Annotated in this window: 24 protein-coding genes and 1 other RNA gene; 15 read left to right on the forward strand and 10 right to left on the reverse strand. The window is 44.4% G+C overall.

What is annotated here, in order from left to right; translation table 11 throughout:
* Positions 1 to 18: 18 nt before the first annotated feature.
* Both COV52_05910 and COV52_05915 read right to left on the reverse strand, forming a co-directional pair.
* Entirely contained in the window at positions 19 to 1,392 is a 1,374-nt protein-coding gene (locus COV52_05910; GenBank protein PIR11039.1) for a phosphomannomutase/phosphoglucomutase, read from the reverse strand.
* Positions 1,392 to 1,847: a dUTP diphosphatase gene (locus COV52_05915; protein PIR11040.1), complete on the reverse strand. Its 456-nt coding sequence runs from the start codon at positions 1,845 to 1,847 to the stop codon at positions 1,392 to 1,394. Before COV52_05915 ends, COV52_05910 begins: the two co-directional genes overlap by 1 nt.
* A 145-nt stretch (positions 1,848 to 1,992) precedes the next feature.
* On the opposite strand from COV52_05915, the gene COV52_05920 reads away from it, so the two are divergent.
* On the forward strand, positions 1,993 to 2,229 hold the full coding sequence (locus COV52_05920) for a 50S ribosomal protein L28 (GenBank protein PIR11147.1): 237 nt from the start codon (positions 1,993 to 1,995) through the stop codon (positions 2,227 to 2,229).
* A complete protein-coding gene (locus tag COV52_05925; protein ID PIR11041.1) occupies positions 2,229 to 2,444 on the forward strand; it encodes a 50S ribosomal protein L33 in 216 nt (71 codons plus the stop codon). Before COV52_05920 ends, COV52_05925 begins: the two co-directional genes overlap by 1 nt.
* 70 nt (positions 2,445 to 2,514) lie before the next feature.
* On the opposite strand, the gene COV52_05930 is transcribed toward COV52_05925, so the two are convergent.
* The 3 genes from COV52_05930 to COV52_05940 form a co-directional block, all read right to left on the reverse strand.
* Positions 2,515 to 2,871 carry a hypothetical protein gene (locus tag COV52_05930; GenBank protein ID PIR11042.1) on the reverse strand — a complete coding sequence of 119 codons (357 nt, stop codon included), beginning with the start codon at positions 2,869 to 2,871 and terminating at the stop codon, positions 2,515 to 2,517.
* Between the two features lie 48 nt (positions 2,872 to 2,919).
* Positions 2,920 to 4,761 (reverse strand): hypothetical protein, encoded by a 1,842-nt coding sequence (locus tag COV52_05935; GenBank protein PIR11043.1) that lies wholly within the window; start codon positions 4,759 to 4,761, stop codon positions 2,920 to 2,922.
* A gap of 107 nt (positions 4,762 to 4,868) precedes the next feature.
* Complete coding sequence (locus COV52_05940; GenBank protein ID PIR11044.1) at positions 4,869 to 5,375, reverse strand: hypothetical protein; 507 nt, start codon at positions 5,373 to 5,375, stop codon at positions 4,869 to 4,871.
* Between the two features lie 110 nt (positions 5,376 to 5,485).
* Here COV52_05940 and COV52_05945 point away from each other — a divergent pair, with 110 nt between their 5' ends.
* Positions 5,486 to 6,136 carry a 4-phosphopantetheinyl transferase gene (locus COV52_05945; GenBank protein ID PIR11045.1) on the forward strand — a complete coding sequence of 217 codons (651 nt, stop codon included), beginning with the start codon at positions 5,486 to 5,488 and terminating at the stop codon, positions 6,134 to 6,136.
* 411 nt (positions 6,137 to 6,547) lie between these two features.
* Here COV52_05945 and COV52_05950 read toward each other — a convergent pair whose 3' ends face one another.
* Complete coding sequence (locus COV52_05950) at positions 6,548 to 7,366, reverse strand: co-chaperone DjlA (GenBank protein PIR11046.1); 819 nt, start codon at positions 7,364 to 7,366, stop codon at positions 6,548 to 6,550.
* A gap of 79 nt (positions 7,367 to 7,445) precedes the next feature.
* Between COV52_05950 and COV52_05955 the strand changes: the two genes are divergently transcribed.
* The 9 genes from COV52_05955 to ssrA all read left to right on the forward strand — a co-directional run bounded on the left by COV52_05955 (position 7,446) and on the right by ssrA (position 15,022).
* The gene (locus tag COV52_05955; protein ID PIR11047.1) at positions 7,446 to 8,732 is read left to right on the forward strand and encodes a 3-deoxy-D-manno-octulosonic acid transferase; all 1,287 of its coding nucleotides are present in this window, start codon (positions 7,446 to 7,448) and stop codon (positions 8,730 to 8,732) included.
* Between the two features lie 243 nt (positions 8,733 to 8,975).
* Positions 8,976 to 9,347, forward strand: a complete 372-nt coding sequence (locus tag COV52_05960) for a hypothetical protein (protein PIR11048.1) — start codon at positions 8,976 to 8,978, stop codon at positions 9,345 to 9,347.
* A 12-nt stretch (positions 9,348 to 9,359) separates the two neighbouring features.
* Complete coding sequence (locus COV52_05965) at positions 9,360 to 10,280, forward strand: hypothetical protein (protein ID PIR11049.1); 921 nt, start codon at positions 9,360 to 9,362, stop codon at positions 10,278 to 10,280.
* On the forward strand, positions 10,281 to 11,102 hold the full coding sequence (gene phhA, locus COV52_05970) for a phenylalanine 4-monooxygenase (GenBank protein PIR11050.1): 822 nt from the start codon (positions 10,281 to 10,283) through the stop codon (positions 11,100 to 11,102).
* 97 nt (positions 11,103 to 11,199) lie between these two features.
* Positions 11,200 to 11,526: a 4a-hydroxytetrahydrobiopterin dehydratase gene (locus COV52_05975; GenBank protein ID PIR11051.1), complete on the forward strand. Its 327-nt coding sequence runs from the start codon at positions 11,200 to 11,202 to the stop codon at positions 11,524 to 11,526.
* 318 nt (positions 11,527 to 11,844) lie between these two features.
* Positions 11,845 to 12,042 carry a hypothetical protein gene (locus COV52_05980; GenBank protein PIR11052.1) on the forward strand — a complete coding sequence of 66 codons (198 nt, stop codon included), beginning with the start codon at positions 11,845 to 11,847 and terminating at the stop codon, positions 12,040 to 12,042.
* 304 nt (positions 12,043 to 12,346) lie between these two features.
* On the forward strand, positions 12,347 to 13,855 hold the full coding sequence (locus COV52_05985; protein ID PIR11053.1) for a hypothetical protein: 1,509 nt from the start codon (positions 12,347 to 12,349) through the stop codon (positions 13,853 to 13,855).
* Positions 13,856 to 13,945: 90 nt separating this feature from the next.
* The gene (locus COV52_05990) at positions 13,946 to 14,518 is read left to right on the forward strand and encodes a hypothetical protein (protein ID PIR11054.1); all 573 of its coding nucleotides are present in this window, start codon (positions 13,946 to 13,948) and stop codon (positions 14,516 to 14,518) included.
* A 100-nt stretch (positions 14,519 to 14,618) separates the two neighbouring features.
* Positions 14,619 to 15,022: a transfer-messenger RNA gene (gene ssrA, locus COV52_05995) on the forward strand.
* A gap of 77 nt (positions 15,023 to 15,099) precedes the next feature.
* Here ssrA and COV52_06000 read toward each other — a convergent pair.
* Positions 15,100 to 16,260, reverse strand: a complete 1,161-nt coding sequence (locus COV52_06000) for a site-specific integrase (protein PIR11055.1) — start codon at positions 16,258 to 16,260, stop codon at positions 15,100 to 15,102.
* 65 nt (positions 16,261 to 16,325) lie between these two features.
* Here COV52_06000 and COV52_06005 point away from each other — a divergent pair, with 65 nt between their 5' ends.
* Complete coding sequence (locus COV52_06005; protein ID PIR11056.1) at positions 16,326 to 16,538, forward strand: hypothetical protein; 213 nt, start codon at positions 16,326 to 16,328, stop codon at positions 16,536 to 16,538.
* A 52-nt stretch (positions 16,539 to 16,590) separates the two neighbouring features.
* Here COV52_06005 and COV52_06010 read toward each other — a convergent pair whose 3' ends face one another.
* Both COV52_06010 and COV52_06015 read right to left on the reverse strand, forming a co-directional pair.
* A complete protein-coding gene (locus tag COV52_06010; GenBank protein PIR11057.1) occupies positions 16,591 to 18,405 on the reverse strand; it encodes an AAA family ATPase in 1,815 nt (604 codons plus the stop codon).
* Complete coding sequence (locus COV52_06015; GenBank protein PIR11058.1) at positions 18,392 to 20,143, reverse strand: ATP-dependent endonuclease; 1,752 nt, start codon at positions 20,141 to 20,143, stop codon at positions 18,392 to 18,394. The genes COV52_06010 and COV52_06015 overlap by 14 nt, the downstream gene beginning before the upstream one ends.
* Before the next feature lie 552 nt (positions 20,144 to 20,695).
* Between COV52_06015 and COV52_06020 the strand changes: the two genes are divergently transcribed.
* Together COV52_06020 and COV52_06025 are read left to right on the forward strand one after the other, a co-directional pair.
* Positions 20,696 to 20,947: a transcriptional regulator gene (locus COV52_06020; protein PIR11059.1), complete on the forward strand. Its 252-nt coding sequence runs from the start codon at positions 20,696 to 20,698 to the stop codon at positions 20,945 to 20,947.
* Positions 20,948 to 20,960: 13 nt separating this feature from the next.
* The gene (locus tag COV52_06025; GenBank protein PIR11148.1) at positions 20,961 to 21,674 is read left to right on the forward strand and encodes an HNH endonuclease; all 714 of its coding nucleotides are present in this window, start codon (positions 20,961 to 20,963) and stop codon (positions 21,672 to 21,674) included.
* 23 nt (positions 21,675 to 21,697) lie between these two features.
* Here the strand turns inward: COV52_06025 and COV52_06030 are convergent, their stop codons facing one another.
* Positions 21,698 to 22,576 carry a DNA methyltransferase gene (locus COV52_06030; protein PIR11060.1) on the reverse strand — a complete coding sequence of 293 codons (879 nt, stop codon included), beginning with the start codon at positions 22,574 to 22,576 and terminating at the stop codon, positions 21,698 to 21,700.
* Between the last annotated feature and the right edge of the window lie 526 nt (positions 22,577 to 23,102).

Raw genomic sequence — 23,102 nt, forward strand, 5'->3', positions numbered from 1 at the left:
TATTATTTTCACTCGGTCTTAAAAAGGCAAGCTAAGTTCGGGCAATAGCTTCATTATTGCCTGCTTAAATTCGCCGATCAATCTCTCGAGCTTTTTTTGATCACTCGCTTCAAAGCGAAAAACCAAACATGGCGTGGTGTTGGATGGTCGAACCAGGGCAAAGCCGTCTGGCCACTCTGCGCGAACGCCGTCAACGGTGATCATGGTTGCGCCCTCAAGCTTGAGGTTGGATAAAGCTGACATGATGTGAGCTTTGTCCGATTCAGCCACAGGCATTTGGATTTCAGGCGTGGCGGCAGTCTGGATTAAGCGCGCTTTGATTTCATCCATTGATTGCGTGTTGAGCAATTCTAAGAATCGTACGCCGGCATAAATACCGTCGTCAAAATCAAACCAGCGATCATAAAAAATGAAGTGGCCGCTCATCTCACCGGCTAAAGCGGCGCCGACTTTTTTGGCCAAGCCTTTGATCAATGTGTGTCCCGTTGCAGACAGTACTGGCTCGCCATCGGCTTCTTCGATGATGCGCTTTAATAAATAAGAACATTTCACATCGTACACAATGGGTTTGCCAGGCATTTTTTTGAGAGTGTCTTGCGCAAAGAGCGCCAGCATGCGATCGGGAAAAATCATTTCACCCTCGTTGGTCACGGCCACCATGCGATCACCATCACCGTCAAAAGCGATACCTAAATCAGCCTGCTCGTCTTTCACTTTTTGAATTAAATCAGCAAGGTTTTTGGGCTGCGTGGGTTCCGGCTCATGATTAGGAAAATGTCCGTCGAGGTTTTCGTAAAGGTCGATGACCTCGCAGCCTAGGGCGCGAAACAGCTGCGGCGCAACTAAGCAAGTGGCGCCATTGCTGTAGTCAATCACCACTTTGGGTGGGTTTTCCAGCGTGATGCGGCTCATCACCGATTGGCAATAATTTTTAATGATCGTATCAACCCGCGTGTATTGGCCGGGTGTTTTAGCTTTGGGTGCTGGCTTGAGTGCTAAGTCGTACAAACCTTTGATCGCTTCACTGCTTGAAACATTCCGATCGAATAAGAGCTTAATGCCATTGTATTCGGCGGGGTTGTGGCTTGCGGTGATCATAATGGCTGATCGCGCATCCAGTGTGTTGCAAGCGTAATATAGTAAAGGTGTGGGTAGTACACCAACGTCAATCACATCGACGCCTAATGCCAAAAGCGCGTCGCAGAGCGTTTTGAAAATACGCGGGCTCGAAAGTCTGCCATCGCGCCCGATAATAAGTTGCCTCTGGTTCAAACCGTTTAGAGTATGGGTCAGTGCGTTAGCGATGAGCACCACGGCTTCATCATTGAGCTGAGTGTCGGCAATCGCGCGAATATCATAAGTGCGAAAAATATCGGGTGAAAGAGCGGTCATTATTGTCGTCCTGAATGGCCAAACCCCCCGGTGCCCCGGTGGCTTTCGTTGAAGTTGTCTACAAGATTAAATTTGGCTTGCACCACCGGCACGATCACCAGTTGCGCGATACGCTCGAAAGGTTCAATTGTAAAGGGCACGGTGGAGCGGTTCCAGCATGAGACCATCAGCTCACCTTGATAATCTGAGTCGATCAGACCCACCAAGTTGCCCAACACGATACCGTGCTTGTGGCCCAAGCCCGAACGCGGCAATATCACAGCGGCCAGGCCTGGGTCGGCGATGTGAATGGCAAGTCCGGTTTTTATGAGGGTCGTCTCGCCAGGCGCCAACATGAGGGGTTCATCCAATAGGGCGCGAAGGTCCATGCCGGCGGAACCGTGGGTCGCATAATTTGGCAAAGGGATGTCTTTGCCCAGGCGATCGTCTAGTATTTTGAGGTCAATTTCATGCATGAGCGGGATGCTATCAGGTTTTCTGGGGATCGTGAACCAAAACTACGGCGCCGGCTTCGAAAACAAAAGCACTTGCACCCGTGGCGGCCTTTATGATATAAAGTGCGCCTTTCGTCCAAACTATGGCAGAAATCGGAGAAGAATCATGGCTAAAGTATGCCAGGTAACAGGTAAACGCCCCGTGACAGGCAATAATGTGTCACACGCGAATAATAAAACGCGCCGTCGTTTTGAGCCAAATTTACACGAAAAACGCTTTTATGTGCCATCTGAAGGCCGTTATGTGCGTTTGCGTGTCAGCGCAAAAGGTATGCGCATCATCGATAAGAAAGGTATCGAGACTGTATTGGCCGATATCCGTTCACGTGAAGGAGCTAACTAATGGCAGCAATTCGTGAAAAGATCCGTATGATCTCAACAGGTTTGAACCAAAAAGGTAAAAAAACCGGTTATTTCAAAACCACGACCAAAAACAAGCGCAGTCCTATGGCTGAAAAAGGCAAGTTTCGTAAGAAATACTTTGACCCACGCGCGTACAACCCTGAAACAGGCAAGTGCGGCATGCACGTGGAATTCGTGGAAGATAAAATTAAATAAATGATTTTATCCTCTGATAAAAAAACCGCCGATTGGCGGTTTTTTTATGGGTGTTGCTAGGGCGTGTCCCCTAACCGTGGAAGCTTGGCGGCATTATAGAAAGAAGGTTTTCTGTGAGTAAATGTTTGAGTTTATAGACCTGATTAAGTAACAACAAGGCAAAGGCTAAGCTCGTAGAGTCTGCAGGTCTGTTGCACACAGCAGAGAAAACATTTTCTGCCGCAGTGAGCGAGCTCATGATGCTGGTGTATTGAGCTGGATGGGTCACCCTACCTGAGACCAGTATTGCTGAGAATTCATTTGAAGCTTGTTGGTAGTGAAATATGCCAGTACTAAGCAGCAGCAGGCAATGATCGGCTTCGCTGATAATCCCGCTGAGCGCTATCTGACGAAGTCTTTGCCGCAGCAATAAAATCAGTGCATCCATAAGCGACTTCCTTTTAAGCGCTGTATTCTTGTGTTATTAAAGCGCCGTTTACGGCTGTAAGTTCGTAACCGCAATACCCACACCACCTAAGCCCACGTGCGTGGCAACGACGGGGGTGAGCTCAACGATGCTAGGCAGTGTTTGAAGGTTGAAGCGTTTTTGCAGTGTTTGCGCCACCTTTAATGCATCATCGTACGCGCCCACGTGGCTAATGATAAAGCTTGGGTGTCGCATGGTCTCCGCGACTTTTGAAGCAAGATTCACAATTTTACGGCGGCTAAGGGTGGTGCCCAGCGCCATACCGGCTTTCACAATTTTGCCTTCTGCGTCAAAGTGCATCACAGGTTTCAAATTTAAGGTGTCGACGATGATGCCAGTCGAGCGTTTCACCCGACCGCCTTTAACGGCGTACTTCATGGTTTTAAAGCTGATAAATTGTTGTGTTTGCGCGGCCGTATATTCTGCAATACGCACCACTTCGTCAGCGCTTTTACCTTCAGCCGCTGCGCGCGCGGCTGCAAGCACGACCAAGCCTTGGCCACCGGCTGCACTTTTGCTGTCAATCACATGGATATCCGCTTCAGCATAGCGTTCGCGTAAGCGTTTTAGGCTGTTGTAGGTGCCGCTAATACCGCTGGACAAGGGGATCATCACGATCGAGTCAGCTTGTCTTAGGCCTTTGTCGAAAGCGATTTTCATGTCGGGCAATGCAGCTTGTGAGGTGCTCACGCGCGCATCACTGTCGTCTAAGTGTTTAAAGAATTGTTCGCGCGTGATGTTCACGCCATCAAGATACGGTTGGTTATTCACCATGACTTGCAACGGCATAATGGTGATGTTGTATTTCACGAATAACTCTTGCGGTAAGCCGCAGGCGGAGTCGGTGAGTATCGCCACTTTTTTATTCATGTGCCAATTGATCGAAGCGCGGTACTGCGCCCACATATCATCGGCTTTGGTTTCCAAGAGCTCGCCGTATTCGCCGGCTTTGCGAAAGACTTTTTCGGGCGCGTTCGTGTGCACGTGAATTTTCACTTTATGATCATTACCCACAACCACCAATGAATTACCCCAGCGTGCCATCTCTGAGCGGATCGCTTTGATGTTGAGATTTTTACCGTGGATGATGCATTCGGTGCAGTATTGGTTAATCAGGTTAGACGCATTATCCACGTGGTTTTCGTGGTGGCTCATATGAATGTCAGCGTCGTTGTCGACTTGAACGGCTTCTTCATGGTTTTCTTCATCGAGGTTTTCGACGTTGATGTGGTCGATATGGCCGATGGTCAGAAAATCGTTCATGCCTTGCAAGAAATGCACGAAACCCTGCGCGCCCGCGTCCACCACGTGGTTGCGAGAGAGGATTTCAAGCTGTTCCGGTGTGTGAGCCAATGAGCGCTCAGCTTCGCCTAGGCTTTCAGGCAATAATTCGTGGATATCGCTAAAACCATGGTGATGAGCCAAAAGCCAAGCGCCCCAGTCATGCATGACGGTGATGATGGTGCCTTCCACGGGGTTTTCAATCGCTTCGCGGGCGGATTGAGCGGCGTGTGCGGCTGTTTTGGCAAAAAGTGATACAGGGATTGCGGCCTCAGACTTAAAGCAGTCGTTTAAGCCTTGGAAGAATTGCGCGAGGATGGAGCCTGAATTGCCCAGCGCGCCGTTAATCGCTGCCTCGGCCATTTTTCGGCTCAATTGGCCGATATTTGCATCAGTTTCCGGCTTAATCGCGTTGGCGATACTGGAAAAGGTATAGGCCATATTGCTGCCCGTGTCCCCATCGGGCACCGGAAAGACGTTGATTTTGTTGATGTCGGCTTGCTTGCTGATCACCCGATTCGCACCGGCTAAGATCATGTTGCGGTATAACGCGCCATCAATCATCGTCATAAGCTATCCTTTAGGCCATTAAAAGATTGCCCATTCTATAAGTGAATGGGCGAAGGTCAAGGGATTTTGGTTTGGATGGGTATTTCATCGACCCAAAATGATGGCGTTTAGCTTGTGTGGCTTGGCCCTTCAAAGGTTTGGGTTTCTCCGCCGCCTTCAGCACGCTCGGAGTTCAGTTGGTCCAGTTCAAACACTCTGTCACCAAGCGCTTGCCTCGCTAGCTGTCTCCCACTAGTTGGGCAGCCGCAGTGTAAGATGTCTGAGTTCCGTGCTAGCAGTTCAGATAAGGAATAACCTGCAGGCTTTTGGATATCTCTTGGCCCTGTAGGGTTTAAGGGGTCGAGCGGCAGGCTGGGTGGTGCGGAGTTTGTTCGGTCTCTGTCGCCTTCGGTCAATTGATCTGCGCTGGTCATTGCGGAGAGTTCTGTCGCAGAGGAGTCGTGCCGTGCTGGTTGACTTTGAACCTCACTAACCCCATCATCGTCAAACTCATCATCGTCGTTTTGGTCGTCAAGAACAGAGTCGCCATCTGCTGTAGCTGTTGTTTTCTGGCTTTCTTTATCATCGCCAAAAACCTCATCGAAATCAAACTCATCACCGTCTTGAAACGCCATTGTTCTTCTCCTTTCTTTTGTTTATTTATTTAGCCACTATAAGGTACCTTTGCTTAAAAAACTATTAACACCACAAAAAAATTATCCAAAGCAGCCTCGGCCGTATTAGAATGGCTAGCATGAAAGAAAACCCTTATGTGCTTACAGGCCCGCTCGATCTTCGAAACTGCGATGTTGCGCGCTATTTACCGTATTTAAGCGACGATGAGCACGAAAAGCAGCAGCGTTTTCGCACGCAAGCCTTGCAGGATCACTATGTCCTGTCCCGCGGCATACTGCGTGAGACCTTGGGCCAGGCTTTGGGTCGTGCGCCAGAGCGTTTAACCTTTGCCTACGGTGAGCACGGCAAACCGTATTTGCCTGATCGTGGTATCGAGTTTAACCTCTCCCACAGCCACGACTATCTATTGATAGGTTTGAGCGATCAGCCGATTGGGGTGGATGTGGAGCATGAGCGCGCAAGCTTAGAGCCTATGAGTTTAGCCCAGCGCTTTTTTGCCGATAGTGAAATCGCCTGGCTTGAGAGTCTGCCCGAGTCAGACGTATTACGCGGTTTTTACCAATTGTGGGTGTGTAAAGAAGCGGTGATTAAAGCCATCGGTGTCGGCTTAAACGCTTCGCTGAAAGACATAGAAATTGCGATAGAAGACGGCCCAGCCCGCTTGCTGAACACGCCTGAAAATGGCGAAGGTTTGTGTGTGCAATTGATCGATGCGCCTGTGGGGTATCACGCTGCGGTGTGTTTCACGCATCGGTTTTAGGTTTTTGTTTTAGATTCCAAGTGTTTTGATACGGCTCGCTTTTTTTGGTCTCTCGTTTCTCTTCTGCAGGGACGCTTTTCGCCATCCCTGGCCGCTCCCTTCCGGCATCCATGCCTCCAGAGGCCCTGCAGAAGAAAAACCCTCGTCCAAAGCAGCGAGCGCATGAACGCATTGTGGGGTAGGGTTTTCAGGGCCTGCGATACACGGACGTAAGGGAGCGGGAAGGCAGGAGCCTGTTCCTGAAAAGCCTACCCCACGATGCGATGTGCGAGCGGTGTTAAAGTATCGGGGCCAAAAAAGGCGGGCGACAGTGAGCGCGGGAATTTTGTTTATTGGTGTAGAGATTGCCGCGTCGCTACGCTCCTCGCAAAGACGGTTGCTGCAAAAAGCGGTTGCTCGATAAAACAGTGGCTACCAAGACTTTTCCTGGCAAATCTGCTCGTAAGCGGCTTTGATCTTTTGCGCTTTTTCGGTGGCGGCTTGCATTTCTGCTTCCGATAAACCTTTAGACATCAATTTATCGGGGTGATATTGGCTCATGAGCTTTCGGTAGGCGCGTTTCACATCGTTTTTATTCGCATCTTGGTTAACGCCTAAAATTTTATAGGCCTCGTTAATTGAGGTGGTATAGCGTTGTTGAAACCCACTGCCTTGTTGGTGTTGATAACCACCTCGTCGTGCTTGCTCAAAATGCGCTTTCCAGCCGAACATTAAATCGTAGTAGGCAAAATTTAAGGGGCCTAGGCCTGTGATGGCTGCGATGTCTTGCAGTAAGGGTTTGAGTTGGGGATTGAGCATGCCGTTGATGTAACACAGTCTTGCCTGGATATTGATAAATTGCGCGAGCATGCGTGGTCGGTGACCGTAATGTTGGCGAAGTTTTTTCAACACTTCGTAGCGATCAAATTCTTGGTTTTTGCCTTGGTAAAATAAACGCATGGCCTCTTCGGTTTGGCGTGGGCTTAGGTGCCAGTGTTTCATCACTTGGCGTGCGTATTGAATTTCTTTGTCAGAAACTTGACCATCAGCTTTGGATAGATAACCCATAATGAGAAAAGTGGCTTCGAAAAACGCTTGGTTAGCCTGACGATTGCCAAAAGCCATGGGCCTGCCACGATCGATCATAAAGCCGATGATTAAACCAAATACCAAGCCTACGGGGCCAAAGATTAAGCCGATTAAACCGCAGATCAACATGGCTTTGTGACGGTAGAATAACGCGTTGAGCATGTTTAGTTATTAATATCATTTTCAAAAGCTGGTATATTCTAGCAGATTTTGGAAAATAAGACACTTCTTGGGTTAAATAATGCGCATGCTTTATAATGTTTTGGTCAACCTCATCGCCCCGTTGGCGATTTTACGCTTGTATTGGCGTGCACGCCACGCGCCCGACTATAAGCGCCGCATTCGCGAACGTTTTGCCCATTTTGACATCCCTAAAGAGAAGCAACACGGTATTTGGGTGCATGCGGTCTCGGTGGGCGAAGTGCTCGCCTCACAACCTTTGATTCAAGCGTTAATTAAAGAATACCCGAGTACGCCGATTATCGTGACGTGCATGACGCCGACGGGGTCTGAGCGCATTAAATTTAATTTGCCCCCTGAAGTGTTCCATGTCTACGCACCTTACGATATCGCGCGAGTCGTTGGCCACTTTTTGGATAAAGTGCAGCCTGAATTGTGTATTCTCATGGAAACTGAGCTATGGCCGAACATTTTGCGTGTCTGCCGCGCGAGAAACATTCCCACGTTTTTGGCCAATGCTCGCCTATCCGCTCGATCTGCTCGTGGTTATGGGTTACCCGTGGTCAAATCGATGACGCGCTCTATGCTGCAAGATATTTCTTTAATTGCTGCACAAGCGAAAGCGGATGCCAATCGTTTTATTGAGCTGGGCGCTAAACCGGATAAGGTTCACGCTGTGGGCAATATGAAGTTTGATTTTACTTTGCCGCAAAGTGTGCGTGAAACGGCGGATATGTTGCGCAGTGATTTGGGTAGTTCGCGCGCGGTCTGGATTGCCGCCAGTACGCATGAGGGTGAAGATGAGTTGGTGTTACGCGCACATAAAAAAGTGTGCGAGCAACACCCGGACAGCTTGTTGATCTTGGTGCCGCGTCACCCCGAGCGCTTTGATAAGGTGTTTCATTTGTGTGAAAAACAAGGCTTTAACACCTTGCGTCGTAGCCAATCTTTGCCTTGTTTGCCTGAGCACCAAATCTACTTGGGTGATACCATGGGCGAGCTGCGCATGCTTTTGGGTGCTGCTGATGTCGCCTTTATTGGCGGCAGCCTCGTTCCCACGGGCGGGCACAATATGCTGGAAGCGGCTTTGTATGGCATGCCGATTTTAACGGGTCCGAACACGTTTAATTTTGCTGAAGTCACGGAGCTTTTGCTTGATGCTGGCGGCATGGTGCAAGTGCCTGATTGGCGTGGGCTGGCTGATACCTTGAGTGCTTGGTTGGCCGATGCCAACCTTCGTATGAGTGTTGGCCAGAAAGCCCTACATGTCATTGAAAATAATCGTGGTGCGCTGGATCGGCACATGCGATTACTTCAAACCATTTTGCCCGAGAAAGTCGGGCGCTGAGTATTTCAGTCATTTTGCTTGGTGTGAAAAGCTTGGGGCTCGATATACTGAAGTCTGCGGGCTTTAGGCAAAAGGGTATTTCATGAAAGAGGTTGCACGTTGGATTTTTGTCGCTATCCCTTTTTTGCTATGACAAAAACGATTGACATGATTCCGCCGTATAACCCGTTTGCTTAATTCTTTTTTACCGCCTTGCCTCTGTGCTTTTGTGGCAAACGCCCTAAGCTCAACCAATCCACTGTTTTGGCCGCGGTGACGCTAACAACACGCTACACGGATGAAACATTTTATGAGGATATTTTTCGTGTTGAGCCGGGATGTGCGGTCTATTTAACGCGAAAAGGCGAGCTGAGGAAGACGCGGTATTGGGCGTTAGACCCCGAGGTTCATGACTTAAAAATTTCTAGTGATAAATCTTGTTTAAGTCGATTTTCTGATTTGCTAGAAGAGTCTTTGCTTTATTACACGAACGGTGTCGAAGACGGCCTGGCTGGTGAGTTGAGCGGTGGTTTGGATTCTTCAACGATACTAACTGCCGCGAAAGCGCTCGGTTTAAATTACCCTTTATTTATGCATGTTGCGCCAGAGCCAGAAAACAACACAACAGGTCAATAAGATGATAGTGATTTGGCAAGGCTTCTCTTAAAGCAGCTTGGTATAAATGCTATTTCATTTGTTGGTTCACGGGGTTTTGATCTAATAAAAGAGCTGCGTTACTGTTCAGAGGTCTTTGCCGGGTTACCTGCATTTTTGTTACCCATGTTTACCCAAAATACCAATCATGCAGTTTTACAAGCGGGTAAGCGCATTGTGCTATCAGGCACTGGTGGGGATGAGTGTGTTTCCTCGCGTGCTCCAGCGACTTGTTCTCATGCGAGTACTTTTCGGCAGCAAGGTCTAGCTGTTGTTTGGCGACAATTTTTTCACGAGCACAGAAACTGTCTTTTATCATTAAGTACATTAAAAAAGGCAGAAAAGTTGTTCAAAGCGATGCATCCGGCGATCTTCTTTGTCTTGACTCGGGTTGAAACGGCTAGTTCGCCGATAAAAAGCTTGCTAAAAGAAAACGTTCGTCACACACCGATTTTTTACAAAAAAGGTTATTATAAAAGCGTCCGTGCTTATGAGTGGGATCATCTACAGGGCTCTAGAAGTGATACATTGCGTTGGCGTATCGAGTATCACGCCATGTTGGGCGACCACCAGGGGCTGGAGTACCGTTATCCTTTGCTTTACCCTAAGCTTGTCGAGTTCTGTTTTCATCTGCCTGAGAAATTTAAGCGACGAGATAGAGTTGGGCGCTATCTCGTGCGTGAATACTTAAAGGCTCGGGGTGTACCCCAGCCTGTTTATTCAAAGACTCAAAAAACGGGCGCCAGTATTCCTGCCACGATTGAAACGGCTTTTCAGTACTTGCGTGATCCTATCGTTAGGCAAGGGTTAAAAGACCTACCTTGGTTCAAAAAAGCCCGACGAAAAACAGCTCACGAGGAGCTGATCGCTTGGGTCTATTGCTACATGCTTAATCACTACCCAAAAAAGCATTAATTGCTGAGCCAGCTTCGCTTTGCTACACTTCGCCTAAAAAGCGAGAAAGAATCTGTGAAATACATTGCCAAAAAGCCCGGTCCGGATGGAACAATTCCTTTTACACCAGATGAGCATAACGTTTGGAAAGTACTCATCGCGCGCCAGCAAAAAACGATTGTCAACCGAGCTTGCCCTGAATTTTTTGAGGGCATTGCCACGCTTGGCCTGTCAGAAAATCAGATTCCGAGCCTTTTAGACCTTTCAGATCGCCTTAGTGTCACTGGCTGGAAAGTGACTCCTGTCGATGGCACGATACAAGTCGATGAATTTTTTGCCATGCTCGCACGCCGTGAATTTCCGGTGGCGACCTTTATTCGCGTGATGGAAGAGCTCGATTACCTGCAGCAGCCCGATATTTTTCATGAAATTTTTGGCCACTGCCCGATGCTCACCAACCCCGCTTATGCGGATTTCGTGCAATGGTACGGCGAGTTTGCTTCAAGCCTTAATCATCAATTACGTACTATTTTAAGCCGCTTGTTTTGGTTTACGATTGAGTTTGGTTTGGTGAAAACCGAGGCTGGCCTTCGTGTGTATGGCGGTGGTATTTTGTCTTCACATCAAGAAACGATCTATGCTTTGGAAGATTCATGCCCGACGCGTAAGTCTTTCAATTTGCACGAAGTGCTGTTGACGAAATATTTCTATGACCGTATTCAGGATCGTTACTTTGTGATCGACTCACTGGAAAGTCTGTATAAAATGATGGACGAGAAGATTTTGAGAGAAGCACTGGATGAAATCAAAGTGCGGCAAGACCGCCCATTTATCACATGTTAATACGTGTCATTTTAAGCGCGCTATTACCTCTACTGTTATTCCTGTGCTTACCGTCATTCCCGCGCAGGCGGGAATCCATTAAATTAAGGAGTTCACCATGAGCAAAACGATACACTGTGTGGGCTGCGAAGGCGGCATAGAGGCCTTGCCAGAGTCTGAAATTCAGGCGCGCATCGCACAATATCCGGATTGGCGCTATGACGCTGGCAAACGTCGCCTGACGAAAACCATCGAGTTCAAAGGCTTTTTAAAAACCATGAGTTTTGTCAACGCCGTGGCCTGGATGGCCAATCGCGAAATGCACCACCCTGATCTTGAAGTGAGTTTTAACCGCTGCATCGTGCACTTTCAAACCCACGCGGTGGATGGCGTGACTGAGAACGATTTTATTTGTGTGGAAAAAGTGGAAGCCTTGCTCGACTAGGTGTTTTTTACGGAGATAAAAAAGCTTGGCAATCGCAATATTTTTTGGGTAGACTTGGTGCCCAAGTTAGCACAAGGAGTGAGGCCATGAAGTCCTTTCTGTTTTCAAAAAAATCTGCGTTGATTTCAATTGCCTTGCTGGGAAACGCTGCTTATGGTGTCACGGTAAATAATTTATTTTCTCCTTCGGCAGAGAATAGCGTGGGCTGTACTGTTATTATTGGGAACAGTCCGTCGGGGTCCAAAACGGTGACATCAACTCGGGTTACCCCATATAGTGACGCAAACTGTGTTACTGCAATATCTGGGGGGCAGAGAAATGTGGGGGCAACTCCCGCTGCGACATTTTCTTCTGGTACAACTAGGCGCTGTAATGCAGCATCGTTATACGCCATTTTGGCAATTGCTGGTGGTACTCCAACAAATGCGCGCTCCGTTTTTATTGAGCCACTGGATGGGGTCAATCCAATTTGGGGCGGTACTGGAGGAGCTTGCTTTAACGTTAGCTGTACTTTAGGCTCTCCTAATCAGTGCACATCAGCAGACGTGGGTAACGTTGCTAATGCATCTTGATTTGTTTGTTGTGCAATTTCTTAGAGATTTAAGCCGTGAAAAAAACCCCTACTTACACTAACCTGATCGATTTTTCTTTAGAAAGAAAAGACTGTTGGGTAAGGCCGCATCTTCTTGTTGTATCGGTTTCAAATGTTACTCAGGGCGGTGACGGCGGTGGTGACGAAGTCAATGGTATGTGGAGCTAGTCTTTGTTGACGGCTCTACACATTATTTGCGCTAGCGAAAGCTTGGAATCGTACAAAGGAATGCTTACTCCTGCGGGTTTTGATAAAAACCACCTTCGAGCACTATCCAACCCTTCATTAGTCCTCGCCCGAAGCGAATTTGGCCAGGAGCCGTTATATTATTACTACGATCAAAAAACGCTAATCTACGGTCACACCATCCCTGACATTATTCAAAAGCTAGAAACCCATCCTGTTTTAGATCACGATGAAGTGCTTAAGCTTATGGCTCAGCGGCGCACATACACTGACAAAACGATTTACCAACACATATACAGCGTTGAGCCGGGCACCATTGTGTATCTCACAGCACAAGGCGAGCTGAAAAAACATCGCTACTGGCAGCTGGACCCCAATGCAGATGATCTTGTGCTGAAAAGTGATCAAGCGTATTTCAATCGCTTTGACGAGTTGATGCAAGAGTCGCTGCATCACAACACGCAGGGCTGTGAGCACGATATTGCCGGCGAGCTCAGCGGTGGACTGGATTCATCCAGTATTTTAACGGCGGCTCAGTCGCTGGGCTTGCACTATCCTTTGTTTATGCATGTCGCGCCAGAAAATCCTCGTTTTGACCAAGTGGATGATAGCCACTTGGCCAAGCAAGTGCTTTCGTATTTTGGTTTGAGCGATGTGTCGTTTGTGGATGCGAAAAACTTTGATTTCTTTGCAGAGCTTGAGTTCGCAGCCCGGGTGTTTGCAGGGCCGGCATCCTGTATTTTACCGGTAATGGCGCAGAACGTTGGGCGCGCCGTGGCGCAGTCTGGCAAGCGGATTTTATTATCGGGCGCTGGTGGTGATGAGTGTGTGTCTTCTCACGCGCCGGAGTCAGCTTACCTTGCCGGCCAATTTCGTGAGCGGGGCGCGCGTGCCGTTTGGCAAGCATTTTTTAAAGAACAGGCCAGCAGCTTATTGTCGTTCACGACGTTAAAAAAAGCCGAACAATTATTCAAGGCGATGCACCCTGCGATCTTTCATGTGCTGAGTCGATCAGAAAGTACCGCCAAGCTCAGCTACATGCTGTGTCGTCAGGGTTTTAAAGGGTTGCCACCTAAAACAACGTTCTCTAAAAAGCGTTATTACACAAGCATTCGTGCGTTTGAATGGGATCGGCTTCAAGGTTCAACCAGTTGTTTTTTGCGCGGTCGCATTGAGCACCATGGCATTTTGGCCAATGCCACAGGCTTTGAATACCGCTACCCTTTACTTTACCCGAAACTTGTGGAGTTTTGTTTTCACTTGCCGGCACGATTTAAGCGCCGAGATGGCGTGGCGCGCTATATGGTGCGTGAGTACTTAAAGGCCCACGGTCTGCCTGAAGACGTGTATTCAAAGCAGCAAAAAGTGGGCGGCATTGCACCAGGTACCTTGGAAAATGTCTTTGAGCTTATGCAAGACTCAGGCTTTCTGGCGCGTTTTGAGAATTTGCCCTGGGCGGATAAAGTGGTTAAAACGACATCCCACAACAAACTTATCGGCTATATTCCGGCCTATATGCTCCATTATTATCAGACCGTGTTACAGCGTTAGGGTTTAGACACGTCAGGGTTTAGAAATTGATCAACCTTGTATTTTTTGATACAATGGCACCAGAAAAATAAGAACGAGCGAGTTTTTTCTATGTTTCAAGAGCCACAAAACGCCCTTCCATTGTGTTCATATTTTATTGAACAGCTTGAGGCCGATCCCCTTTATAAAGAAGCCTACTCTGACCTTATTGCTCGGCTTCGGTGTTTACAGGTTGATGCTCAAAGTGATAGGCCTCCATTGGGTTTTCAGCCGCTTCCATCAGTGATTGGTAATATCCTCGAATACCAGGTTGCTGACGAATGCCAGAAAAAAACGGATTTTCCATTGAGGAGGTTGCTTTTAACCTACTTTAATAAGCAACAAGGTTTTAACGCTTTTTTGTTGACTTTGTTGAGCCCCTACAGCCTTGTTCGTGTGGTTGCGCGGGGTTATTACCTGTCTCTGGGTTCTTCAGAACAAGGGTTAAAAGGCTGTGTTGGCAACGTGATTAATGCAGTCGAGGCGATCACAGAGAGTGGCCACGTCAATCAAAATATCCAAACGGAAGTTTTACCAAGCCTGCGTCGCGTGCTTGGAGAAAATAGTAAGCTTGAGCAGCTTATCCTGGCTAAGTTAGGGCCGCTGGATAATCAGCCGGTCTTCGCTCCAGTGAGCTTTAGGTGATAAGCTTGAAGTGAGGCCAGCTAGGCAAAAATCACCTGTGCCGATGCGATAAACTTCGCGCATTTTTAAACCAGCTGTGCTATGATGCGTCCGTATATTTGGGGGCGTCATTGGTTTCGACGTGATTTACAAGACCCAAAGTGCATGCCGAGTGTGTAAGCTACTCGCTAAACAAGCTGCAATCGTTATAATTGCAAACGATACTACTTTTGCTGCTGAGGACGCTATCGCTGCCTAACCGGCAGAGGAGAAATCCTCTCTCGTCGTACTAAACCTACGACACAGCCCAGCGACCGCGTGAGCCCGCGCGTGTGGAAGCTGGTAATTTAGCGGGATCGCGACGTGGAGTGTCTAGCAACATCGTCGTTAAATGTAACCGCTAGGCTTGCCTTGTGTGATCCTGTCGGTCGGAGCGCATAAGGTGACACAAAAGACCGCTCTAAGCATGTAGACCTTTGTGTTGCGATTTTGCGGACGCGGGTTCAACTCCCGCCGCCTCCACCAACGCAACCGCTTGATTTATTTGGACTTTCTTATCAACTCAAAAGGCCGCGGGAAATTGGCGGGAAACAACTGAAAACTTACCACTGATTAACAGGCCGATAACCTCCAAAAATATTTTGATCCGGAATCCACCGCGTATAGTACCGTGCTGTTGTCAACATTGTTTCATGCCCCATCTGCCCAGAAACCCATGGAAAATACTCGCCACCCGATACCATCATCGACGCAAATGTATGACGTGTTTGATATAAATTACGATATTCAATATTGGTTATCTTGAATAATGGCAGCCATGCCTGTTTCCGCATTTCGCTCGCATCTTTCCATGGTCGCTTTTTTTGAGGGTTGAAAAATATATAGGATTGCTGCCAGAGCGTATACTGCTTTTGTGCTTTTAAAGCACTTAAAGCAGGACGTAAAAGCTGTACGGTTCTCCTGCTCCTCTTCGTTTTAGTAGGCCTTACTTTACCTTGAACAACAATACGTCTGATGTAAATAAAACCATTTTCTAAATCAACGTCCTCCCAGCGCAAACCAACCAATTCTGCGGTACGCAAGCCAGTATAGAAAGCAAATTGAAATAGATTTTTAATTTGCCCTTCTGCAGTCGCTAACAACTTATAAATTTCAGCTTGTGTAAACGGATTAACTTCATAAGTTGATTTAATTCTCGTTAAAAGTTTAAGATCAATAAGCGTAAAAGGATTAACCGTAAGATAGCCTCGGATCATAGCCTCTGCAACAACGTACCTCAGTGGCGTCAATATATTAAGGATAGTTTTTCGCTGACACTTAAATTTATTCAACCAATCCCAAATAATACCTGCGCTGAGTTCAGTTACAGGTAACTTTCCAAAAGCCAGTCTTAAATGTTTATTACATGTCCTTTGATAGCGATCATAAGTATTGTCGCTTACACGTTGTTTTATCCTTTCTAAATACAAATCTATTAACTCATTGACAAGCGTTGCCTTTGGCACATGTCCAAACCTAATTGCATTTTTTGAATAAGGAAAAAAATCAGTATAATTAAAGTCGCCAAAAGCAATCGCTTTTAAAAGCTCTTTTCTCAAGCGAATGGCTTTTTTGATATTTCTTGTATTAACTGTAAAATTCAGTTTTTCACGGCAGTACTTATATCGATAACGAAATGTTATCCGTAAACTCTTTTTTCCTGTTTTGGAAATTCTAACGTAAACACCCGTTGCAACTCGAGTTTCAGTTTCTTTCACACCCATGCTTTTATCTCCTATATAAATTAAGCTTTAATAACATAACCTAAATTTAATCAAGGAGTACAAAAATGTTAGAAACAGATAAAAAACCAACAAGATTATTGAGGCTCAAAGAAGTAAAACATCGCACAGGGCTGTCACGCTCATCTATATACCTTATGATATCAGAAAATCAGTTCCCCCGACAAATTCAATTAAGTGGCAACCGCAGTGTTGCATGGGTTGAGCAAGAGATTGAAGAGTGGATACAAATGAGAATTAAGCTTAGCAACCACACATAAACCTAATGCTTGTCATAAATGTTGCCTAACTCATTATAAATAAAAGTGGCTATTACTTATCTAACAAATGGTTTGGTATTAATATACAAGGGTCGCCCGTTGGTGTAAGGATAGTGCAACGAGCCATTGCCCGCGTCACGCTAACCCTCAGCATGTATTTGTAATGAACCAAGTCCTGGCTATTTGTATTTCCTCTGACAATGCGATCAGGGTTTCCAATTAATTTTCCTTCCTTTTTCTGTGGCCATCCTTCAAAAATAATCACCTCATCAAACTGTTTCCCTTTCGATTTATGCATATTCATGATCACCACACCATATTCAGACCTTGATGATACAGAAAAATGCTCCTTCTGAAAAAATCGCCTAAAAGAATCCAAGGCATTAGTATAAGCTCCTCTGTCTCTCCAAGCTTGCGATAAAATATTTCTTAGTTGCACACCTCGTCTCAATAACTTTAAGTTCTTTACCTCTTCAATGATTTGTTTCAATCTTTTGCAGCCAGACTTTTCTAAAGCAGACGAAATATGTTGCCAATCAACCTTTGGAGTACCTGTTAGTGATATACCACGTGCTGAGTCATATCCTTCAAGCATTGGCTTAAGTATACTATTTTTTGCAAATTTTTTTTCCTGAATGAATTTGTCGTAAGCTTTTTTTATGTTAGTCGATTCGCTAATATCTTTCTTAGTAGGCGAATCACTGCCTTTTCCCTGAAAAAAATTGCACACTAATTCAATGAACAGTGATTGATCGTCATCTGCTTTTTTAGGCTGAAAAAAGAATGCAAATATCTCAGCCGCTAACAAAGTAGCATTCATGTCTATAGAGGCAGTATGCGGAATAATAGGCAGCTTATTTTGCTTGCTACCAAAATAATTAGATACATCCCGCATCATTTTTTTTGTGGGTACTAGGACAGCAACTGACCAGTCATGATTAGAGCTTGATTTTAATCTTTTTACTGATTGTAAGGCTTGACCTTTTAGGGCAGCAAAAGCTTGGTTTTTATTTGGCTCAAAAGTCTTGCAACATACCCCAACATAGTTGTCTCGAAAATTTTTACCTTTTAATATGTCGTTACCAAATAATAATATATCAGTGCCGTGACTACGATGATTTTCATCTTGCAGATTAAATTCACTTGGGTTAAATTCCTTTATAAAATGAGTTAGCCTTTCCGGATCCGCGCCAATAAAATCATAAATCCTCTGCTCTGGGTCAGCCAAAGCGATTAATTCACTATTTTGACCAAGCAGATTAACAACATCCCATTGTGCAGCACTGGTATCTTGAAACTCATCAAGAATGATATAAGGATATGTATCCGAAATTAATTTTTTAATCTTTTCGCTGCCAAGCAAAATATCATGAACATAATTGGCAAATAAATCAAAACACACACGCCCTTCATTTTTGGCTATCTGATGTCTCTTGGCACTTTCTTCCTTATTTTTATTATTAATATCTGTCTCAGTTAGCTGGGAAATAGAACCATATTGATGTCTTATTGAAGATAGAGCAACGGCCTCAGCAGGTGGATTCAATACTGATAGTTTTCTTGGCAATCCCAATAAATAACCATGTGATTTCATAATTTTCCAAAAAAATGAATGATAAGTATCGATTTTGATATTCTTACAATCATGCAAGTTATTTTTAGCATGTTTTTCTAAGGTTTCGACAATTCGTGCTACACTTTGCCTCGCAAAGCTTAGAAACAATATCTTCCGCCCATCACTAAGTTCATTTGCTATGTTAATTGCCTTCAAGATTGAAATAGTTGTTTTGCCTGCTCCTGGTCCGCCAATGATTAATAGGTGCCCTGTTGCTTGCAAAATTTCACGCTGCTTGTTAGACAGATTCAATAGGCACCTCTTTCTGTGCCAGGTCTACATTATTTTCGCCATTACATAGTAATTTAATTTCTTTGCAAGTATTCTTTATCCAGTCAGGTATTTCATTTTCCGCACATTGCGCTAAAAAACTTGCTATAGCACCGTCCCCCTTGTACTTTATAAAGTAAGCCTTTAGCGCATCGGCTGAGTTTTCTTTTGGATTTTCATATTTTTGTTTTAAATCTTGCGGCCATTCTAAACTATCGATAAATCTAGTAATTGCATCTTGCGCTGTATTATTCAAAACAAGATCCTCAAAGCCTTTCTCGTCATGCATAAATAACTGATCAACTGCTTTTTCTATATTTCCTTTATTCTCATCCATTTGTTTATCACATAAACCAAATACTTGCTTATCAAGGTTTTTGTACACATTAGCTAAAGCTACTAATTGTGAATCAGTTCCAGCATCAATCACGCAAAGGCCTAGCATTTCAAAATTTGCATAATCATTTGAATTTAGCTCAACTAAACGTCTTGCAACAACTGGCATAGCAGCAGCTTCTGTCGCTCCTTCAACAATTAATACCCGTCTTGACAATAACCCTTCGCAAAACCTCGTACGAAATTCTTGTCTATATCTTTTAGGCTTAATGCTATCTGGCAACTCAACTTTTGCCTGATTAAGTACGCCATTGGAATTTCGGGATAAAATAACTGTTTCATCTAAATTAAATTCTTCTATTACGTAAGGTGAGTGAGAGGTAAAAAATGTTTGGGATGATAGTAGCCGTATTTCATGCACGATACGTTTTTGGGTATATGGGGGAATTGCCGTTTCTGGTTCTTCCATAGCAAAAATAACATTTTGTTTCGCCTCAGCAATCATGGAAAGCATAGCAAGCACTAGCATGTTAATTGTTCCTGTGCCTTGACGATAAAATGGCAGATAATGATCGCCATTGCCAGTGGTAACAAAGGCTGTAATGATTTTTCTTAAATGCTCTCTCGTGAGATTAGAAATTTTCAAATGAGGCGAAGCACCCCATTCTTTAGGAACAAATTTTTTAATGCTACTTTCTATATTTTTAAGAATTCCTACAACACCAAGCTCTGATTCAGATGCCACGTCACGTGTGCTTAATTCTTCAATCGTTTTTTCCCACATTTGTGGTCGTACTTCTTTTATACGAAGAATAATATCTAATAAGCTACCATGCTCTAAACTTAATGCGCGAGATCCCGTTCTTATTGAGCGAAGATATAGAAAGCCACATTTTTGCTTGTCTTTTTTCTTAAAAGGTTGAGACGTATCATTATCAACCAAGCTTCTCGTAAAGTAAGTAGCACCAGTAAAATCGTCTTCATCAGCATCATAATAACCTTTAAAACAGACGCGTAAGGCTGCCAATGTTGAATCCCTATCAACGCTATTTAGTTCAGAAATTAATTCTTTTTTGTCTTTGTTCCACCACTCGATAGTATCAGAAAAATGGCGCTGTTGTTCTTCATTTAAATCGACAACAACTGCTTCAATAGATATCTCTACAAGCTGATCATCTGATCTGTACATCCCATTATAAAAATCATGTTCATCGATGATGGGACGTCTATTAAGTCTATCTGGGCCTAAAACCAAATCAAGTGCTTCAAAAATAGTTGATTTACCAGTATTATTATCACCAAGCAGTACCGCGTGATCTGGAAAGAATAAATTCGCTGAATGTATTCCCCTAAAATTTTTAATCTCAAGCTTTGCCACTTTCATTTCTATTTCCCTAAATACCGTTGCTCACTTACCTTAATAACAATTTTAAGCTTCGGCTCTAAAAGTTCTTTTTGCCCGACCAGTTAGGCGTTTGTTTGGAAGGCTTAAAGGAGAGCTTAATATACCATTAAAAAACATATATCATACCAGCATCGCAATCTTGTCCCAAGTCACACCATAAGCCTAACATAAGGCCATGCTCGATAATATTTTAGCTAGAAAATCACTAGTGAGCCTTGAAATACCCAAAAGCTAACTATTTCAAGTCTCAAAACGCCTAAATCTGTGCACCAAGCAGTAACTAGGTATAACAAAAGACAACAAACCATTTCTCTTTAACTTTAATTGATTTTCATTTTTTAGTTATTGAAAAGACCGCAGGAAATCAATGAAGGAAGATATTTTTTCCGATGATTCACTGGCAGGCAGTTACAATAAAGGTAAACCTGTTATTAACTAGCTACTATAAAAACGGTTTGCGCCAATGCAAATAAACCAAAGATACTTATAGTCTGTAGACATAAAGTCATCTTTTCGATACTAATAAGCAACATGAAGCATCAAATTTTACAGAATCATCCTGACAAGTTGCAAAAAATATTTGCTCAAAATGTTCGTATTGAACGAATAAAAATGAATATGACACAAGAAGAGCTTGCTGATATATGTGGCTATCATCGAACATATATTGGCTCCATAGAAAGAGGAGAGAGAAACGTTACTCTAGCAGCTATTGAGGCACTAGCTAAAGCATTTAAGGTCAAGCCATATCAGCTATTGGTAAGAGATAATGAACAAAATTAGCAAGCCAGATAACATGTCTCAAGAATTTTACGAGGCTTGTATAGCAGTTGAAGGCAAACGTGCACGCACCGTCATTAACCACATTCTTCAGAATGGCTTTATAACAACTGAAGAATTAAGTGATATCTATGCCTATGATCATCCGCCAAGAGCCGCTAGAGATGTAAGAGAAAATGGAATCCCGCTAAAAACCTACAAGGTAGTAAGCAAAAAAACAGGGCGGAAGATTGCAGCCTATAAATTTGATTTTAGTGAAAAAACTAAAGGCAGAATTGGAGGCAGAAAAGCATTCTCTATACAATTTAAAAAAAAGCTAATTGAGAGATATGGATCATGCTCAGTTCTAACTAACGAAAAGATTAACCCTCGATACTTACAAATAGATCATCGTATCCCCTATGAAGTGGCGGGCAACGACGCAAACGAAGATGTTGAGCATTATATGCTACTAGATGCTTCTGAACAACGCGCAAAAAGTTGGTCTTGTGAATCATGCGAAAACTTCCGCACAAACAAAGATAAAAATATCTGTGAAAATTGTTTTTGGGCATATCCGGAAAACTATTCTCATATTGCAATGAAACCAGAACGTCGTTTAGATATCTTGTGGTCTGGAGATAACTGCAAGCAATACGAACTACTAGTCACAGAAGCAAAAAAAGAAAACCAATCTCCACAATCACTTATTAAAAAATTACTAAAAGACAGTTTTTCTGACAGTAATTAGAAAAGCCAGCGATTTTTTCTTTTTTATATTACCCCTCCTTTTTGACACCAACTATCCGCATAATGTAATAACTGGCGCGAAATATAAAGGCTTTCAATTGTCTCTTCAGATCGACCCGAAAGTGTTGCCTGGGAAGAGCGGCCTGCTGCAATCCAAAGACGCTTCATTTTCAAATATTCAGGGAGCTCATCTGCATACTCCACATTACCCGTTTTACCGTCATATGAAAGTATGAAAGGAACGTCCCTATTATTGATAAATTCTAACCCTTCTATCAGCGCATCTCTTCCAAGCTGCATAAAATAACGCTTATCACGACCATACGTAGTTCCGTGATATGGAGGATCCATGTAAACTAAATCACCTAGTTTGGCGTCCTTAATACTATCTCGGAAATCGCCACAACGCACAATTACCCTTCCTTTGAGAAGTTGACTAACTTCATTGATTGATTTTTTCATCCTTTCTGGCCGCGTACCTAAACGTCTCTTATCCGCAGATTGCGTAAAATCACCATTCCTATTAAAGCGTACTGCATTTTTTACACATCTTGCCACTAGGTAGAGAAGATCCACTGGATCTTTCTCTGCATTAAAGCGCTCACGAATTTTCAGAAAATAATCAGGGCTCTCTGCATAACCCTTCCATATTTCTTCGTAACGCCTACCAGTTTTCTCTGGATGATTAATAATCTCTTCCCAAAGTTTGGCCAGAGGCTCAAGAGAGTCAGCTATTACATATTGTTTGGCTAAATTATTAGAGGCCGCATAAATAGTTACTGCCGCAGATCCAGCAAACGGTTCATAGAAAGTATTAACACTTTTTGGCATAAGAGTGCAAATACGCTTAGCAAGATTTCTCTTGCTTCCTTGATAAGGAATAACATGAGGAACATTTTTCATTTATACTACAATTACACGCATTAAATTGATACTTAAAGTCATCATATAAGAAAATCTTACCCTATGCAAGAGTCAGGAAAACATCCCCACATCCGCCTATTATTTTTGCACAATATAATCCGTGAATCCGGGGGATCACCAGGGGATCATCTGCCGACAATCAGTGACAATGAAATACAATTCGACAATTTAGCAACTTTGTTAACTCTTTGATAGAAGCTGTATTTCATTGTATTTGATTGTCTTTGGCAGCATTAAATTGACTACGTTTTGACCGGCTGCGTTTTCGACTCCCGCCGCCGCGGTTTTTTTATTTAATGATGCTTGGGCTTGCCTAACCACCAATGGGCGTTTATCCTAGTCAGCACATACAAGGATAGATAGCATAACTGAGCACAATCCAATGCATGATGATTTTAAAAAAAGTGCCTGGCATAGCCCAAGCTTAATGATCTTGTCGCTGCCTGTTGTAACAGCGGGTGGTGGTGAGGGCGCAGAGGGTGATGCTGGCGGAAGCTTTTGGAGA

The organism is Gammaproteobacteria bacterium CG11_big_fil_rev_8_21_14_0_20_46_22, assembly GCA_002796245.1.
Taxonomy (GTDB): Bacteria; Pseudomonadota; Gammaproteobacteria; order UBA12402; family UBA12402; genus 1-14-0-20-46-22.

Coding starts and splice junctions, on each gene's coding strand:
- COV52_05910 (PIR11039.1), bottom strand. CDS start 1,392: ATGACCGCTCTTTCACCCGATATTTTTCGCACTTATGATATTCGCGCG.
- COV52_05915 (PIR11040.1), bottom strand. CDS start 1,847: ATGCATGAAATTGACCTCAAAATACTAGACGATCGCCTGGGCAAAGAC.
- COV52_05920 (PIR11147.1), top strand. CDS start 1,993: ATGGCTAAAGTATGCCAGGTAACAGGTAAACGCCCCGTGACAGGCAAT.
- COV52_05925 (PIR11041.1), top strand. CDS start 2,229: ATGGCAGCAATTCGTGAAAAGATCCGTATGATCTCAACAGGTTTGAAC.
- COV52_05930 (PIR11042.1), bottom strand. CDS start 2,871: ATGGATGCACTGATTTTATTGCTGCGGCAAAGACTTCGTCAGATAGCG.
- COV52_05935 (PIR11043.1), bottom strand. CDS start 4,761: ATGACGATGATTGATGGCGCGTTATACCGCAACATGATCTTAGCCGGT.
- COV52_05940 (PIR11044.1), bottom strand. CDS start 5,375: ATGGCGTTTCAAGACGGTGATGAGTTTGATTTCGATGAGGTTTTTGGC.
- COV52_05945 (PIR11045.1), top strand. CDS start 5,486: ATGGCTAGCATGAAAGAAAACCCTTATGTGCTTACAGGCCCGCTCGAT.
- COV52_05950 (PIR11046.1), bottom strand. CDS start 7,366: ATGCTCAACGCGTTATTCTACCGTCACAAAGCCATGTTGATCTGCGGT.
- COV52_05955 (PIR11047.1), top strand. CDS start 7,446: ATGCGCATGCTTTATAATGTTTTGGTCAACCTCATCGCCCCGTTGGCG.
- COV52_05975 (PIR11051.1), top strand. CDS start 11,200: ATGAGCAAAACGATACACTGTGTGGGCTGCGAAGGCGGCATAGAGGCC.
- COV52_05980 (PIR11052.1), top strand. CDS start 11,845: ATGTGGGGGCAACTCCCGCTGCGACATTTTCTTCTGGTACAACTAGGC.
- COV52_05985 (PIR11053.1), top strand. CDS start 12,347: ATGCTTACTCCTGCGGGTTTTGATAAAAACCACCTTCGAGCACTATCC.
- COV52_05990 (PIR11054.1), top strand. CDS start 13,946: ATGTTTCAAGAGCCACAAAACGCCCTTCCATTGTGTTCATATTTTATT.
- COV52_06000 (PIR11055.1), bottom strand. CDS start 16,260: ATGGGTGTGAAAGAAACTGAAACTCGAGTTGCAACGGGTGTTTACGTT.
- COV52_06005 (PIR11056.1), top strand. CDS start 16,326: ATGTTAGAAACAGATAAAAAACCAACAAGATTATTGAGGCTCAAAGAA.
- COV52_06015 (PIR11058.1), bottom strand. CDS start 20,143: ATGAAAGTGGCAAAGCTTGAGATTAAAAATTTTAGGGGAATACATTCA.
- COV52_06020 (PIR11059.1), top strand. CDS start 20,696: ATGAAGCATCAAATTTTACAGAATCATCCTGACAAGTTGCAAAAAATA.
- COV52_06025 (PIR11148.1), top strand. CDS start 20,961: ATGTCTCAAGAATTTTACGAGGCTTGTATAGCAGTTGAAGGCAAACGT.
- COV52_06030 (PIR11060.1), bottom strand. CDS start 22,576: ATGAAAAATGTTCCTCATGTTATTCCTTATCAAGGAAGCAAGAGAAAT.